The 17,229-nt window shown below is 38.3% G+C and carries 16 protein-coding genes and 1 riboswitch; of the genes, 14 read left to right on the forward strand and 2 right to left on the reverse strand.

Going from position 1 to position 17,229, the window contains the following annotated elements:
- Nucleotides 1–10: 10 nt before the first annotated feature.
- Together ACLRYO_RS06775 and ACLRYO_RS06780 are read right to left on the reverse strand one after the other, a co-directional pair.
- A complete protein-coding gene (locus ACLRYO_RS06775) occupies nt 11–2,383 on the reverse strand; it encodes a tetratricopeptide repeat protein (protein WP_413084781.1) in 2,373 nt (790 codons plus the stop codon).
- Nucleotides 2,384–2,694: 311 nt separating this feature from the next.
- The gene (locus ACLRYO_RS06780) at nt 2,695–3,477 is read right to left on the reverse strand and encodes a basic amino acid ABC transporter substrate-binding protein (RefSeq protein WP_101928688.1); all 783 of its coding nucleotides are present in this window, start codon (nt 3,475–3,477) and stop codon (nt 2,695–2,697) included.
- A 173-nt stretch (nt 3,478–3,650) separates the two neighbouring features.
- Here ACLRYO_RS06780 and ACLRYO_RS06785 point away from each other — a divergent pair, with 173 nt between their 5' ends.
- From ACLRYO_RS06785 to ACLRYO_RS06850, 14 genes are all read left to right on the forward strand, one after another.
- Entirely contained in the window at nt 3,651–4,832 is a 1,182-nt protein-coding gene (locus tag ACLRYO_RS06785) for an amidohydrolase (protein WP_105086869.1), read from the forward strand.
- A 29-nt stretch (nt 4,833–4,861) separates the two neighbouring features.
- Nucleotides 4,862–6,043 (forward strand): HAD hydrolase family protein, encoded by a 1,182-nt coding sequence (locus tag ACLRYO_RS06790; RefSeq protein WP_105086870.1) that lies wholly within the window; start codon nt 4,862–4,864, stop codon nt 6,041–6,043.
- 149 nt (nt 6,044–6,192) lie between these two features.
- Nucleotides 6,193–6,390, forward strand: a complete 198-nt coding sequence (locus tag ACLRYO_RS06795) for a 4Fe-4S binding protein (RefSeq protein WP_105086871.1) — start codon at nt 6,193–6,195, stop codon at nt 6,388–6,390.
- A gap of 255 nt (nt 6,391–6,645) precedes the next feature.
- Complete coding sequence (gene guaA / locus ACLRYO_RS06800) at nt 6,646–8,181, forward strand: glutamine-hydrolyzing GMP synthase (RefSeq protein ID WP_105086872.1); 1,536 nt, start codon at nt 6,646–6,648, stop codon at nt 8,179–8,181.
- Nucleotides 8,182–8,314: 133 nt separating this feature from the next.
- Nucleotides 8,315–9,340: a DNA cytosine methyltransferase gene (locus ACLRYO_RS06805; protein ID WP_278456742.1), complete on the forward strand. Its 1,026-nt coding sequence runs from the start codon at nt 8,315–8,317 to the stop codon at nt 9,338–9,340.
- Nucleotides 9,341–9,360: 20 nt separating this feature from the next.
- Entirely contained in the window at nt 9,361–11,010 is a 1,650-nt protein-coding gene (locus ACLRYO_RS06810; protein ID WP_278456740.1) for an ATP-binding protein, read from the forward strand.
- Between the two features lie 865 nt (nt 11,011–11,875).
- Entirely contained in the window at nt 11,876–12,286 is a 411-nt protein-coding gene (locus ACLRYO_RS06815) for a hypothetical protein (RefSeq protein WP_021147644.1), read from the forward strand.
- 285 nt (nt 12,287–12,571) lie between these two features.
- Nucleotides 12,572–13,081 carry a hypothetical protein gene (locus ACLRYO_RS06820; RefSeq protein WP_021147645.1) on the forward strand — a complete coding sequence of 170 codons (510 nt, stop codon included), beginning with the start codon at nt 12,572–12,574 and terminating at the stop codon, nt 13,079–13,081.
- Between the two features lie 142 nt (nt 13,082–13,223).
- Nucleotides 13,224–13,547, forward strand: coding sequence for a hypothetical protein (locus tag ACLRYO_RS06825; protein ID WP_042986329.1), 324 nt, complete (start codon nt 13,224–13,226; stop codon nt 13,545–13,547).
- Between the two features lie 107 nt (nt 13,548–13,654).
- The gene (locus ACLRYO_RS06830) at nt 13,655–13,852 is read left to right on the forward strand and encodes a hypothetical protein (RefSeq protein ID WP_021147647.1); all 198 of its coding nucleotides are present in this window, start codon (nt 13,655–13,657) and stop codon (nt 13,850–13,852) included.
- Between the two features lie 20 nt (nt 13,853–13,872).
- The gene (locus ACLRYO_RS06835) at nt 13,873–14,337 is read left to right on the forward strand and encodes a GNAT family N-acetyltransferase (RefSeq protein ID WP_021147648.1); all 465 of its coding nucleotides are present in this window, start codon (nt 13,873–13,875) and stop codon (nt 14,335–14,337) included.
- Nucleotides 14,338–14,443: 106 nt separating this feature from the next.
- On the forward strand, nt 14,444–14,863 hold the full coding sequence (locus ACLRYO_RS06840) for a GNAT family N-acetyltransferase (RefSeq protein ID WP_278618600.1): 420 nt from the start codon (nt 14,444–14,446) through the stop codon (nt 14,861–14,863).
- Between the two features lie 175 nt (nt 14,864–15,038).
- The gene (locus ACLRYO_RS06845; RefSeq protein ID WP_278618599.1) at nt 15,039–15,521 is read left to right on the forward strand and encodes a GNAT family N-acetyltransferase; all 483 of its coding nucleotides are present in this window, start codon (nt 15,039–15,041) and stop codon (nt 15,519–15,521) included.
- 56 nt (nt 15,522–15,577) lie between these two features.
- A riboswitch (cobalamin riboswitch) is annotated at nt 15,578–15,767 on the forward strand.
- Between the two features lie 201 nt (nt 15,768–15,968).
- Nucleotides 15,969–17,141 (forward strand): ABC transporter substrate-binding protein, encoded by a 1,173-nt coding sequence (locus tag ACLRYO_RS06850; RefSeq protein WP_278618598.1) that lies wholly within the window; start codon nt 15,969–15,971, stop codon nt 17,139–17,141.
- Nucleotides 17,142–17,229 lie beyond the last annotated feature (88 nt).

Here is a 17,229-nt window from a genome sequence, read left to right on the forward strand (position 1 = left end):
ATGGTCTTTTTTATGTTTGTAAATCCTTTGGCACTGTTAATTGTTTCCAATTATCTAGTTCAGGGATTTCCAAGGTATTTATCGTTTTTTGAATCCAATAGTTTAAGGAAACTTCGTTTCCCACATATTGTTCAAATAAGTAGGTCTTACCAGGCGTGTCTTGTTGGTTTCCATCGTCATCAATGGTATGACGGGCCGACTCTTTCAGATAGAGCTGCACCCTAAATGGGGCCGACTGATTACCTTTAAAAATGAAATAGGATGGGCCCACAAAGTCATGAGTACGAATATTAATTTGTTCGTACTTTTTCTCTTTTAATCCTTGCAAGGCAGCCTGAATCATAGCGTTTGCATCATCGTATTCCTCTAGCAAGAACGGCTGTTGATCCACATCGAGCACGTAATGCCAGGTTGGTTTTTCTTCGTTTTTTTCGATAGTCCAATTATCCTCGAGGCTAGGCAATTGATGATTATGGTAAAGCTCTTTCAATAGGCTTAAGGTATCTTCTTTGTTGTATACGGCCTTATAGACGATTTCCTGTCCTTCTGTTGGATCATAGCCGTGCAGCCTTACTTGATAATGATTTCGTAGCATCCGCGTTACATCGAGCTTGAAGATATTGCGCAATGCATCTGGAATGGATAGGAAATGATTGTAAAAGCTGAGCTTCATTTCTTCCTGTGACTCTATGGCGGTTTCAATGGTTTGCCAGTCGTACAAGGTCGTATCCCATAGGAAGTCGTCCATAGTTACAGATAAGCGGGCCGCATTTTGAGGCCAGGTGGTAGGCGCAGGACGTACCGTAGTAGTGGATTCGGCAACGCCTTCTTTGTATTGCCAATGACCATCGACCTCCTCGAAGGCTGCTAAGCGTTCTTCTGCTTCGTCGTCGATAGGAATATCTTTTAGCTCCGGATCCAAATTGGCTTTGTGAGACAAGATATATTGATGGGATTGCTCGTAATAGGATACGGCTTGATCTAAATCTGGCTTGCCAGTTACATAGCCTTTTTCGTAGGCATAACCTAAGGCAACACGTGTTAAAGCGCGCGTAATGTCGTAGAAAAGAACGCGATTCTCCTCTTCAAAGGCTCGTTGTTCTTCGTCTAAGACACGCAGTAATGATTGCACACCAAAGCGTATATTTTTCGTTACCCCTAAACCGTGGATTCGCATGTATCCGATATAGGGCAAGGCGAATATGAAACGATCTTTTGTGGCCGCCATATGTGTTAAATCTGCAATGAGTCCCCAGTCGAGAGGCAGGTGGCCTATGTGAAAGATATACCCAAAGGCTGCCTGTAAGGCGGTATATCCTGCATCACTAAACTCTTTTGTTGCCGCACGGCGATAGAGACCGATAGCTTTTACCGGATCGTAGGGAATCGTAGAACGTAACGCTTTAGCATCATAGAAATGATAGTAATAATCCGCTAATTCTGCGATACTTTCAGATTGACCTAAGGCGGCACCTTTAGTGAACCACGTGAAAGCATCCTCAAATTTACCATTTTCATGGCAGTCGAGGCCTGTATATAGCATCATGGCGGGGTTACCAAGTTCGGCCGCAGTCCTAGCAACACGGCGCGCATTGGTAAAGTCGGCTTCGTCGATATAGATATTGCGCAAGTTCCCTTGGAACATAGCAAGACCGTTGTCGAGGGCCTTGTTAAACCACTCTTTCGCAAGGTTAGATGCATTTTCTTGCAATGTTTCATCTGGCACAGTGCCTTGCAAAGCGGCAATGCGATCCTGCACAGAGTTTGCTGTGAGGCTTCTTTGAATGCGTTTAGTCCAACTCATAGGCGGAGGTGTTAGCATAGTTTCAGCGGAGCTGATGCGATTGTCATCACGCCAGAAAAAGACATTGCCTATAACATATTGGCAATATGCATCGCCTTGGTTTGCGTAATCATAGACAATGCGAAATGCTTCGTCGAAGGAAATTTGCATATCCTTCTCCACGGTAGGGGTGATGGAGCCTTTGATGCGCAAAGCTTGTAATGTGCCGATAGGGCTACAGCGGCGAATGCTATCATGCAAGCATTGATAGGTGCGCATATTATCCTCTGGGAAGTTAGATTCTTCCCAGGTAAAGCGAGGCCCTGCATAGACGCGCGCCAAGAGGGCATACGCATCACCTAGCTCTCGAGCCTCTGGATCATTGGCTATCTTCAGAGCGTCCTCTTTATTGTCTATATCACTTTCAAGACGGCTTGTCTTGTCGTTTCGTAAGGCTCTATCTTTTAGTTGACTGGGATTTTGCTGATTATTGATGATGAGCTCCAATTGACGTAAGCCTTTTTGAGCCATGTTTTGATTATAGGATGTAAAAATCATGTGGAAGACCTTTTGCAGGCGTTCCGTAAAGTACTGTGCCATTAGGCCTCCTTTTATACATGTATACAGTAAATACATATTTATTATATAACGAACGCGAGGTACCGTAAAAGAGAAAATACTAGTATATCTGTATGTTCTCTATTGATATCATACTGCTATCGGTTACCTGTTCTCACAATATACTAAGCTATTTCTAATTTATATCTATGCATAATACAGAGCCTTCAGCATGTATTGGATTCAAATGATAAAAAAATCCCCTCTGAAGAAAATCTGCTGTCACAAATTTTATGTGATGTCTGCAATCTTTCAGAGGGGTTATTATGTATCCTAGTTCTTAGGAATACATATTATTTTTTGTTGTAATCGCCGAACCATTTGTCGTAGATTTTTTGGTAAGTGCCGTCTTCTTTAAGTTCTTTAAGAGCTTTGTTAACAGCTTCTTGTAAAGCTTTGTTGCCTTTTTTCACGCCAAGAACTGTACCTTCAGCTTTAGTAGGTTCGCCTACAAGTTTAAGGTCTTGATCAGCACCTTGTTTGAGGTAGTACATAGCTACAGCGTTATCGATGATAGCACCGTCGATTGTACCAGCTTTCAATTCCATGAAGATATTAGCATTAGAATCGATTTGTTTTACTGTTGTACCAGGAATTTTTTGAGCCATTTCAACCGGGATTGTACCGATTTGAGCGCCTACAGTTTTACCTGCTAATTCATCCATGTTGTGGATTGTTGTGTTGTCTTTACGAACAACTGTGATGAAACCGCCTTGATCAAAGTACACATCGGAGAAGTCCAATGCTTTTTCACGTTCAGGTGTAGCATTGATGCCTGCTGCGATCATGTCGATATCGCCAGATTGAACTGCTGGAATCAAAGCATCGAAGCCCATGGATTTGAATTCCATTTTTAAACCGAGTTTTTTAGCAATTGCTTCGGACAAATCAACGTCGAAACCAACGTATTTGTCGCCTTCAGTGAATTCGAATGGTGGGAATGTAGTTTCAGAACCTACACGCAATACACCTTCTTGTTGTGTCATTTTAGGTTTGTCGTTGCCACAACCAGCCAATAAACCCATTGCTGCTACCGCTACGAGGGCGATGGCTGTCAATTTTTTGAACTTAAACATAGTATCCTCCTCAAACATCCATATACATGGTTTATACATTTCTGTTTATATTGTACGGAATTTTACACCAATAGGCAATAACATTGTATAATTAAGAGTAAACGAGTTTTTTATTCTTTATTGTAGAGTATCATAATCCTTTACAATAATGTGGTTATATACATGGAGGCAATATGTCCCTTACAACTACTTTTGCTGATCTTTGTAAAAGCTTCGCACCTGATGCGTTTGCCATTAATTACACATTAGCCAAGAATCCTGAGATTTCCAGTCAGGAGTTTGAGTCCGTTAAAACCATAGGCGCTGTTCTTGAGAAATATGGCATGGATGTAACCTATGAATTCTGTAATTTGCCAACAGCCTTCAAGGCGTCTGCCGTGAAAGTAGACAATCCAAAAGGTCGTTTGGCGATCCTCTGTGAATATGATGCATTACCAGAGGTGGGCCATGCGTGCGGTCACTCCGCTAGCGGCTCTATGAGTGTGTTAGCTGCACTAACACTACGTAAAATGCAACAAGAGGGCGTAGCTTTCAACATGGACATCGATATTATCGGTACACCAGACGAAGAAGCGATGGGGTGCAAGGTGGATATGTGCAATGCAGGGGTGTTCAAAGAATACGATTTTGCCATCATGGTCCACCTTGACGGCGAGGAAACGCGTCCTAACTCACAATTCTTGGCACTCGACTGCTTCCGTGCTAAGTACCATGGTAAGCCAGCTCATGCAGCTGGCGAGCCTTGGAATGGCATCAATGCGGTGAATGGTGTGCAACTCGCTATCCATGCTATGGATATGATGCGCCAACAAGTGCGCCCTGAAACGCGTATTGGCACATGGATCATTGCGGGAGGTACTGCATCCAATGTGATACCTGCCTTCGGTGAATTAGAGGTCACCGTGCGTCACACAGAACGGGAGTACTTGAATGGTTTATCCGAGCAAATCAAAAAAATCTTTGAAGGGGCGGCCCTTTGTACAGGTACAACTGTGGATGTTGAGTTTTATGGAAATCCCTATGATGATATGAACCAAAACAATCGTGGCACAGCGCTTATCGAAGAGGTAATGACCGACATGGGCCTTGATTTTGAGCCCGGCCCAGCAGCCCTTGGAGGTAGTTCAGATATTGGCAATGTAAGCTATCAATGTGCAGCATTCCACCCTAAGTTACGTTTGGTCGGCGAGCCAAAGGTGTGCCATTCTAAAGAATTTGCTGCTGCCATGTTAGAGCCTACCATTGAACAGACCATCATCGACGGTGCAAACATCATTGGTGGCACAGTATTGCGATTGGTAGAAAAACCAAAAATCTTAGAAGAGATTGTAGCCGAATTTAATAATACTAAATAAAAGTAATAGAAGGAATAGAAGGAGGATGTATGGCCACGACTGAAACATTAGAAATAAAAAATTATATAGGCCTCACTGGGGAGAAGCCCATTCGATTCATCGCATCAGATGTAGATGGTACCTTGGTAAATGATGCAAAGGCGATTCCTGAGGATGCCATTGATGCGATTCGTGCCGCTCGTGAAAGTGGCATTCTCGTAGCCATTGCTTCTGGCCGCGCTTGGAATGAGATGAATGATGTCATTGAAAAACTGCCGTGCTTGCGCTATTTCATGTGCACCAATGGCGCTTACGTGATGGATAAGGATGAAAACCGCAGTCTATTCCACGTAAGTTTTGATAAAGAACAAGCATTACATTTATTGCGCAAACTATTAACCTATGGTGTCTATGTAGAGGCCTATGTGAAAGACCAAATCTTTGGCATGTATCCTCCATCTAGATGTATTACACCTGAACGCTTAGGAGTATGCGCTAGCGAGCGCTTAGGTGTATGTGCTAGCGAACGCAATGAGGAAGATAAAAAGACTGTATATGGCATACTAGATAATCATCTGCCTAATACTAAAAATCAGATTTCTGGTATAGGGGACACTCGTCTGCCTGGAGCAACGTACGATCACTATGCATTGGCAGAAGGTAATGAAGCCGCAAAGGTAAAGATGTCTGAATGTGAAATAGAGCAATCTAATTTCTTCTTTAGACCTAATATTCGCCCATTTATCTTGGCTACGCGGACAATGGTATGTGATCTACTAGCCCATATGGAATCCTTAGACGAAGGGCCTGAGAAAATTCAAATCTTCTACGGTGATGAACCGATGCGTCAACGTATCTTGCAAGACTTACGCGATGAATACCAAGGGCTATCTCACGACGGTACAGGTCGAGAACGCTTTTATGATGTGCTGCTCTCTAGTGAAGGTAATTTAGAATTTGTCTTGCCCCACACTACAAAGGGTACAGCCGTAGAAGCCTTGGCAAAACATTGGGGCTTAAGCCCTGACGAGGTAATGACACTAGGGGATAGCGAAAATGACCTATCTATGTTACGCTTTGCGGGCGCTGGCGTGGCCATGGGCAATAGCAAGCCGAACATTAAAGAAGTGGCACGATACGAAACGACAGACAATAACCACCAAGGCGTGGCAAAGGCAATCTATTCTGCTATTGCGTATAATGGTGAATTAAATAAGAAAAAACAATTATAATAGCTGTTCTTGTATTGAAATATTTTGAATATATTCTTGAGCTAGCGTGATGTTTGTGATCTTATATATTTAAAATATGAATTCTACTATTTAAAAGTAGATAATATTAAGCTTGGCACAGATAAAGAATGCATAGGAGGTGATGTATAATGGGAAATCTAAAGTTTAATATTGACGATACTTGCGTTAAATGCGGTGCTTGCGCTGAGGATTGTCCTGTTCAATGCATCACCGAAGGTAAGACTCGATTTATCATTGGGAAAGGTTGTATCAGTTGTGGTGACTGCTATTCCATCTGTCCTGTGGGGGCTGTAAAAATGTATAAGCGAGAGACCCCTAAAAAGTGATAGCTATATATTTTAGCATGGTTAGCAAATTGACTTACATAGGGAAGGTTCCTAAAGAGTGATAGTTAGAAATCCGAACATTAAAGATTTATTTATAATCTAAATACGGAATATATGGAGTCGTTATACTTCCTATGGTATAATAAAATGTAATGAAAATTAGCGTTTGGCTTGGAAAAACGCGCCCCAGTACAGAAACGTATGGGCAAAAAATAGTGAATATACTTTCACAAATAGATGCATATGGAGGAAGGCATGGAAAACAAGGAATTTGTAATTGTTGTTGACTTTGGTGGTCAATATAACCAATTGATCGCGCGCCGTGTTCGTGAAAATCACGTATACTGCGAAGTATATCCATACAACAAAGCGCTGGATAAAATTAAGGAATTAAAACCGCAAGGTATCATCTTCACAGGCGGTCCTAACAGCGTGTATGAAGAAAACTCTCCAAAAATTGACAAAGAGATTTTTGAACTTGGTATTCCTATTCTTGGCATGTGCTATGGTATGCAATTTATGGCGCATACATTGGGTGGCGAAGTTAAATCAGCGGATAACCGTGAATTTGGTAAAACACCTACTAAAGTGGACACTACATCTCCATTGTTCAAAGGCTTGGAAGAAGACCAAGTTGTTTGGATGTCCCATGTTGACTATGTAGCAAAAGTTCCTGAAGGCTTTGAAATCGTAGCACATACTAAGGATTGCCCTGTTGCATCCATGCAAAATAAAGAACGTAAACTATATGCTATGCAATACCATGCAGAAGTATTGCACACTGAACATGGTAAAGAAATGCTTCACAACTTCTTGTACGAAGTATGTGGCTTCACAGGCACATGGACAATGGCAAACTATGCAAAAACTGCGATTGAAGACATCCGTAACACTGTAGGCGACGGTAAAGTATTGTTGGCATTGTCCGGCGGTGTAGATAGCTCTGTTGCAGCAGCTCTTATTTCTAAAGCTGTAGGTGATCAATTGACTTGTATCTTCGTTGACCATGGTTTAATGCGTAAAAACGAAGGTGACGAAGTTGAAGCAGCTTTCAAAGATTCCGGGATGCATTTCATCCGTGTCGATGCTGAAAAACGTTTCTTAGATAAATTGGCTGGCCTTGAAGATCCAGAAGCTAAACGCAAAGCTATCGGTGAAGAGTTCATTCGCGTATTTGAAGATGAAGGCCGTAAAATCGGTTCCGTTGATTTCTTAGCACAAGGTACAATCTACCCTGACGTTATCGAGTCTGGTACTGGGGAAGCTGAAGTTATCAAATCTCACCATAACGTAGGCGGCTTGCCTGCAGTGGTAGATTTCAAAGGTCTTATCGAACCATTGCGCAACCTCTTCAAAGACGAAGTGCGTGAACTTGGTTCTGAATTAGGTTTGGCTGATTACCTCGTATGGCGACAACCATTCCCAGGTCCTGGTCTTGCAATCCGCGTAATGGGCGAAATCACTAAAGACAAGCTTGACATCTTGCGTGATGCGGACTACATCTTCCGTGACGAAATTGCAAAAGCTGGCCTTGATCGCAGCATCAACCAATACTTTGCCGTATTAACATCTACACGTACCGTAGGCGTTATGGGTGACTTCCGTACATACGACTACACATTGGCATTGCGTGGCGTAACAACAACAGACTTTATGACTGCTGACTGGGCACGCATCCCTTACGACGTATTGGACACTATCTCCCGTCGTATCGTAAACGAAGTACAACACATCAACCGTATTGTGTACGATATTACATCCAAACCACCTGCTACAATTGAGTGGGAATAATGTGATAAAGATTTTAAGTTGATATTGATTTTGGATATGTAATTTAAATTTTGGTTAAGAATTTTTTCCAAAGAATATAGTATGACTTTTTTAGATATCATTGAAAAGTATATGTAAGGAAAGGCAGAAATTTATGACATATGGAGTTGTTGATCTATTCTGTGGTGTGGGTGGATTAACATGTGGTTTTGAAAAAGCAGGTTTAACTGTAGTCGCAGGGTATGATTTAGATGCTACATGTGAATATACATACAGTCATAATAATAATGCAAAATTTATTCATAAGAATATAGAAAATATAGATGGAGAAGAGATAAAAAAACTATTGAGAGGATATGATGTGAAGATCCTTGCTGGATGCGCTCCATGTCAACCTTTTTCGAATCATCAAAAAGATAAACTTAATAGAAAAAAGCATAAAAACTGGAACTTGCTTTATCAATTTGCACGATTAGTTCGGGAGGTTAAGCCTCAAATTGTTTCGATGGAAAATGTTCCGGAGTTGGCTAAGGAACAAGTTTTTATCGACTTTATTAACACATTAAAAGAACAAAATTATTATGTAACGTATAAAGTAGTTAATGCTGCTGATTATGGGGTTCCCCAAAGACGAAAAAGATTATTACTTCTTGCATCAAGTGAAAAGAAAATCAAACTAATTGAGCCTACACATAAAAAAGAAATTACAGTAAGGGATGTAATATTTGGTCTTTCCCATATTGGAGCGGGTGAAACTAATAACAGAGATAAGCTCCATGTAGCTTCATCTCTTTCTAAGATAAATTTAGAGCGTATAAGATATTCTATTCCAGGAGGAACTTGGAGAGATTGGCCGGAAGAATTAATTTTGAATTGTCATAAGAAAAAAACAGGACGGAGTTATTCTTCTGTTTATGGGCGAATGCAATGGGATGATGTTGCCCCTACTATTACCACACAATTTATTGGATATGGGACTGGGAGATTTGGACATCCAGAGCAAGATCGTGCATTAACATTAAGAGAGGGCGCAATGCTACAGACATTTCCAGTAAATTACTCTTTTGTTCCGGAAGGAGAGGAGGTTATTCTAAAAATAATTGCTCGACATATAGGTAATGCTGTTCCCCCAAGATTAGGAGAAATTATAGGATTAAGTATAAAAAAACATTGTTTTTAATGAAAGTGGGAGTGCACGATATGGGGAAAGATTTAGTTTTTAATATTTCTTTAAGTGTATTAAATCATTTGGGGAGAAATTTATATAGGAATGTCATTACAGTTTTAGGGGAAGCTATATCAAATTCTTGGGATGCCGATGCCAGTAATGTTTGGATTACAATTGATAAAGAGCATAATTGTATGACTATTGTGGATGATGGAGAAGGGATGACTTTTGATGATTTTCAAAATAAATTTTTGAAAATAGGTTATTCAAAAAGAAAAAATAAGATGTACAAAACATTGAGTGGAAGGCCATTTATAGGAAGAAAAGGAATCGGCAAATTGGCTTTGTTGTCTTGTGCAAAGAGAGTTCATGTAGCATCTAAAACAAAGAAGACGCAACTCGTAGGAGGGGTGATTGATAATTCTAGTTTAGATAAAGCCATTACAGATGATTTGAATTCACAAGAATATAAGTTAGAAGAGCTTACATCTAAAGTCTCTACATCTGCAGATATAAAAGAGCAAGGAACATATATTTATTTTGAAAATGTTAATGAAGGAATTGCTAATACGTTAGATTATATAAAAAAATCAGTTGCATTATATTTTAGGTTTTCGTTGTTAGATGAAAATTTTAATATATTTGTTAATAATGTAAAGATTGATGAAAAGATGTTGGGAGATTTAGCAGAAAATACTCAATTTCTTTGGAAAATTAATGATATAGATGATCCGTTTATTAAATCTTTATCGCTTGATAGTCCATTAGAGTCGTTAAAATCAGAGATGAATATGAGTGGTTATATTGCATCGGTTGATAAACCTTCAAAACTTAAAATACGTGGGACACAAGAGAAAGTAACTATTGATCTTTTTGTGAATGGAAGACTTAGAGAAAAAGATATCTTGAGGCACGTTCCAACATCTCGAATTGTTGAGAATTATGTCTATGGTCAAATTCATTTTGATGATTTGGACTCAGGGGACGGTAAAGATATATTTACGAGTAGTCGAGAAGGTATTATTTCTGATGAGCCATGTTATAGAGAATTTCTTCGGGAATTTGAAAGATTGTTTAAGTTAATATTAGATGACTGGGATGAATTAAGACGTAAAAAAGGGGATGATGGTGATCCTGATAATATGAAAATTAAGCCTAAAGAAAGAAAAGCTCAGGAGTTATTTAATAAAACCTTTAAAGAGATGAAAGAAAATCATAAAGGAAAAGTTAGTAATATAGTAGATAGTTGGATAACACAATTATCCGAAGAAGTGAAATATAATCTTCCCTCATATACAGAATGTTTTATTGCAGAAAATTTATTACGGGAATATATAAAACACAATAAAATGCAGCTTTCACATAATGCTATTGAAGAAGCAGAAAAATGGCGAGAAAGAGAAAAGAATAATAAAGCAATAGCAAATATCAGTTATGCAATCAGGAAATCAACGGATGATATTTATTATCTTGATATGAAATATCTATCAAATTTCATTGATAAAGCACCAGATAAGAATAAAGACCCAGCTTTGAGTCGTTCTTCTGATGTATATAAACCTGTTAGAGACGCAGTTGGGCATACTTCAATTATAACGGAACCCGCAAAACAGCAATTATCAGTTGAACTAGAGAATATAAAATCACGAGTCATGAATTTAATGGATGAAATTAAAAAATAGACTATGTATTTGGAGAAAAGCTACAGTTGATGATTTTAATTTAGTTATATTTATAGAGGTGAGTTTTTCCTAATACTGAGGTAACGGCTTGTGAGATTTTTAAGAAGCAATTAGATTATACACGGTAGGTTCTGATTGCTTTTGATGATGATATTTTTTTAGGTTTTATTGCTAGAGTTGTGTCTACGGTTGAAATATTAAATGATGAGTTATTTACTGATGGCTGACACTTTGCTATATAATTCAAACGATGTTTGTCAGATTATATTTTGTATAAATACAATGCTTAAGTATCAGTCTTGATGTGTGGGTGGTATTGATGGAGTCTTTTATAGGGGTTACCAGAGAGAAAAATTAAACTGGTGTTAGTATGAATTGTAGAAATAAAAAAATTATTATTATATAAGGTTGATTTTACAAATGAAGGTGAATCGGACACTGATCATAGTAGCGTAAAATAGTATTAAATATGTATTACTTTCTGATATAATAGTCACTAACCTATAAAATATGTTATAGATTATGTAACAGTCCCAGCGCAGTATTGTTATGAGAAGTCGAAATCTACGTGCTAGTACCGAGGTTTCGACTTTTTTTATACAGTTTAATAAATATACAGGCCCGTTAAGTAAGTTGGTAAAAATGCAACATAAAAGCCTTTGAGTAGGGGGAGATAGTGCTAATAGCACATTTGTAAGATTATTTGATGCTTTATTTAATTAGACCATTAAAACAGATTGACTCTTACAAAATTATAACAAACAAGCCGTTTTACGAGTGGTTATGATTTACTCTTTAAACTTAATATACTGATTTTAGGTTGGGAATATATCTTTTGTGGATTAATTTGTAAATTTGAGGTCCTATGAAAACAACAAAATCTTTTGGCGAGTATTCCAAGTATTCTCTCCATGATGCGCGGGTACAGAAAATAGAATACGCAGACGATAATTTGATCCTTATTTTTGAGTACATTTTCTCTTATGAGAATGGTATTGAGCAAACTCATAAGGCTCAGGTCGTGTTTGAGACGTGCGATATAGATTTTTTTGAAATTCTCGTGTTTAATAATACAATACTAGATACTTTCACAGGTAAAAGAATTGAGTTACCTCAGTATCAACAGGATTATAGTGAAAGTGAATTTGAGGTCATTACAGAGACCTATAATTGGGGACACGCTGTATTGCAAGGTTGGTTATGGACCGAGGGGAATCCAGTTCATTGTATAATGAACATATACTTTAAAGGTGACATGGTATATGTTATTGAATGAGGCCTGAGATGAGCAATTTAGATTTTACTATTAGCTGCATAGTTACATTCTTCAGCAAGAAGAGAACAAGTCTACCGAATTTAAATTATGGAATGTACTATCCTCATATCATTATAAAAGGTACTGAGTCTTGGTATAAACCTTATGGTAGTAAAGATGTCATCTTTGATAAACAAATATGAGGTAATATGTTGTTAGTTTTTGAAATTGTAAATTACTTTGTTCTAAAAGCAGATACGGAGTTCTTTATTATGGAAGATGTTAATTCTGTAAGGACGTAAGAATATGAAAACTTTAAAAGAATTTTTAGATAGCCCTATATATTTAGATATTATAGAGGAATTAGGGGCTGATAACTTTAATAAAGAACTACAAAGTATAGAAATTCAAGAACTAAGAAATCGATTGAATCAAAGGCAATTCTTATTAGAAGGGTTTAATTGCAAGTTATATTCTGAGAAAGAGTTAGTGCAGTTTTTCGAGCAATTAATAGAATACAATCGTAAAGAACTGATTCTTTGGAGTAAAGCCTTTTGGCAATACAGTGATAAAACTTGGGAAGAATATTCTGATGGTGAATTTCCAAAAGGCGAGGAATTAGATATAGAAGATAAATCAACTATACTTGAGATAGGAAAATATTCTATAACGAGTATTGCTATGTATATGATTGAATTTGATATTTTGAAAAATCATACAGAAATATTAGGAGATTACTATAAACGAATGCATCTTCCTGGTGCAGTGAAATACGCACGAGAAATTAAAGGGCTTTATAAAAGTCTTTTTGGTTAAAATATATAATATAGTTTTAGAAGATAAGGAAATTTTTAAAAAGGTTCTAGATTGATTAGATAATCTTAACATAGAGCAATTTAGTTTTTCCTCGGATATACTTTAAGGGTGATATGGTATATGTAATTGAATGAGGCCTGAGATGAGCAATTTAGATTTTACTATTAGCTGCACCGTTACGTTCTTCAGCAAGAAGAGAACGAGTCCGCCGAATTTAAATTATGGAATGTACTATCCTCATATTGTTATAAAAGGTACTGAGGAGTATCTTGGTATCAATTTTATTGATGGTGAAGACGTCATCTTTGATAAACCGATTCAAGCCAATGCTTTACCTGTATATGAAACTGTAGATTATTCTGCTATACAGCCAGGCGCAGAGTTCCTTATCATGGAAGGTGGCAATATTGTTGGTGAAGGGATTGTAAAAGCTATCTTTCAACATAAACCATATGGGAGTAAATAGTTATGGGTTATAAAAATGTATGTGTAAATTGCCGGATCTCCTTGTCGGAGGGCACAAACTACGAGTTATTTAACAGGAATAAAACCTGCCCTACCTGTAAAGGTAAAATGTACTTTGTGAACGAGAAGTTCAAGGCTCCTAAAAAATCTAATGACAAAGAATGGAAGATTATAGAGTACTTGTTATTGAGCGGTTATGATTTCCGAAATCCTTATTGTGGTCATGAAAGCTGCATTTATTTTGAGTTCCCTAAGAACTTACAAGAAGCAGAGGCGTTTATCCGTGAGATGCGAAAGTTAAAGTAATCACTATTATCGGAGTTTAAATGATTAAGATTGTTGATGGAAAACCTTATTTAGATCAGGTAAAAGCGTTAATTATAGAATATACAGAATGGCTTGGCCGCGATTTATCCTTTCAAAATTTAGATAAAGAATTGGCAGATATTGCTGAGAAATATACGGCGCCCAATGGTGAGTTATTGGTAGCTATTGATGAAAATGAGATAGTGCTAGGTATGGTGGCCTATTATCAGCATAGTGATACGCGCTGTGAAATGAAACGCCTCTATGTACGCCCTGAGGGACGTGGATATGCTTTGGGTGATCGTCTTATTGAAAGTATTATGGATCATGCTAAGGCTTCTGGATATACGGAAATGGTGCTAGATACAATAGAACCATTGAAGGCAGCTATTCATCTGTATAAGAAGCATGGTTTTACTGAATGTGAACCATACTATCATAATCCTATGGATGATGTTATTTATATGAGTAAGGAACTCGTTTAATAGGGAGTATTTAGTTTAATAGTGATTATTTAGCTTTATAGTCTATTTAAATGATAGATATATCTATTTGATAGTGAATATTTCGGGATTCGTTGGAGGAGCTTTTATGGCGATTACGTATACCGAAGAAAAGATTTTTACACCCCAACAGGTAGCAGAGTTGTTTCTGTCTGTTCGCTGGGTGGTAGGCAAGTATCCTGACCGATTGCATAAGGCTTTGATGAATTCGTCGCGCGTGATTTCTGCTTGGGACGGGGACCGTTTAGTAGGACTCATCCGAGTCATGGATGATAGCGAACTTGTGTGCTTTATAAATTATGTGCTGGTTCATCCTGATTATCAAGGTCTAGGTATTGCCGGTCATTTGTTAGAAATGGTAAAAGATGCTTACAAGTCGTATCTGTATATTAATGTTATGATTGGCGACAGCAAGAATGCGACCTTTTACGAGAAACATGGTTTTAAAGTAAAAGAGAATTCCTTACCAATGCAGTATCGCAATGTGCCTAAGTATACGAAAAAGTAAACATAGTAAATATAAGGTTCAGCAGAAAAAGGCTACACGTAAGATTTCTACGTGTAGCCTTTATGGCGTAAAGCGTTTATACTGAATAAGGCTTATATGAGAAATAAATTATACTAAAAATAATATGTATGATAAGTTCATACACATATAGAAGGAGATAGAGAGGTACAGAAGTATGTTAATAAGAAAAGCTACAGTTGATGATTTAGATCTAGTAACGAATATTGAAGCAACTTGTTTTCCTCCTGCCGAGGCGGCATCTCGTGAGGCTTTTAAGGAACGGTTAAAGTATTACGCAGGTCAGTTTTTGATTGCCTTTGATGGAGACACACCTATTGGTTTTATAGATGGTTTTGTGTCTGATGATGAAATCTTAACTGATGAGATGTTCGCAGATGCTTCCTTACATAACCCAAGTGGTGCTTGGCAGATGATATTTGGTCTGAATACAATGCCTGAGTATCGGAACCGTGGCGTAGGAGGCAGACTGATTGAGGCTTTCATAGAACTGGCGAGAAAAGAAAAGCGAAAGGGCGTAATTTTAACTTGTAAGGCGGAAAAGATTCCCTATTATGCCAAGTTTGGCTTTGTAAATGAAGGTGAATCAGAGTCTGATCATGGCGATGCTAAATGGTATCAAATGCGGATTAGACTATAGCAGTACCCCTATGTGTTTATTGACATGGTATGCCCCTCATGCTACGATGAGAAAAATCACATATGATTGGGTTAGGTGTCTATTGACTTAATAGAGAATTTGGTACAAGCCAAAGCGGTCACGCCACTGTAACAGCGAGGTACTTTGCATAGAGGGTGAAATGCTCTCGGTCACTGAAATTTTTGGGAAGGCGCAAAGTAACGTTAAACTGGAGCCAGGAGAACTGCCTAATTAACAATTGCCGATTGACCTGCGACAGACAGGGATGGGGATTGATATAGATGGATTTATACTAGCTATGCATAGTTGAAAGCTCATACTATATGCTAGCTTATTAGGCGTGGTAGTTAGTCTAACTGAGATGACAGCCCGTTTCCTCTTCGTGGGGAAACGGGCTTTTTATGTGCACTTATAGTGATAGTTTTAGTTGAGAGAAGAGGGATACTTATGTTTAAACAAAAGAAGTTTATGGCGTATTTAGTCACGGTTTTTCTCCTAATTGTGAGTATGCTTATCGCTGCATGTGGAGGTCCTAGTGAGACAAAGAAAGATACGGCGCAAAGTAACAAGCCTATCGAAATCACAGACGTAACAGGGCGTACGGTAACGCTCAAAAAACCAGCGGAGAGAGTTGTTTTACAATGGAGTGGCGCTGGTGGTCCATTCTTTACGATTTCCGCACTTATGGGCAAGGATACACCGAAGGTTATTGCTGGCATGGATACATCTTTACAGGAATATAGAGCGGATATGTGGAAGCACTTTACTGCAGAAATGCCTGAGTTAGCTAAGATTCCTGTAGTGGGGACTATCGGTGATAAAACATTTAGTGTGGAGCAAGTTATTTCCTTGAACCCAGATGTTATTTTCATTCCTGTTGACTTGAAAGAACAATATGAGTCCGATGCTAAACCAAAACTAGATGCAGCAGGTGTACAAACGATTTACATTGACTACCATGCTGAAAAACTTGAAAGTCATCAAAAATCCATCGAAGCCATCGGTAAGGCTTTGGGTAAAGAAGAACGCGCTGCAGAAATTAGCAAGTTCTATACGGATCGCGTGACAAGAGTTCTCGACCGTGTTAGTAAAATTAATAAGCCAAAACCAACTGTTTACCTTGAAGTTGGTATGAATGGCCCGGAAGAATTTGGTAACTCCTTTAGTAGTAATTACTCTTGGGGGGCATTAGCTACTATGGCTGGTGCTGATGTCATCACCAAGGATGTTATTAAGAAAACGTCTCCTATTAATCCAGAGTTTATACTTGAAAAAAATCCAGATATCATCATGATCATGGGTTCTTACTGGCCTAAGAAACCAACTTCTATGCGTTTAGGTTTTGAAGCAACCGAAGCATCATCTCAAGAGTTGTTGAAAGCTTTCACTACAGAGCGTCAAGGTTGGAGTGATTTGAAAGCCGTTGAGAATAAACAAGTTTATTCTGCACATCATGGTCTTCCACGCGAAGTATTTGATGCGGCCGTATTCGAATATTTAGCAAAAACATTCTATCCTGAAGAGTTTAAGGATGTTGATCCAGAAGCTACACTTAAAGAGTTCTATGACAAATTCTTGCCATACTCTTATAGTGGTATCTGGTTTATGCATATGAACTAGGATTTTGTGTCGTGTCGATAGGGGTTGATTGACCGAGGTTTTGAAAGTTATTTTCTGATGTTATCATTTGAAATTATTGTGTTTTAGA

Origin of the sequence: Veillonella parvula (assembly GCF_047241225.1) — a bacterium.
In the GTDB taxonomy this organism is placed as follows: domain Bacteria; phylum Bacillota; class Negativicutes; order Veillonellales; family Veillonellaceae; genus Veillonella; species Veillonella parvula_O.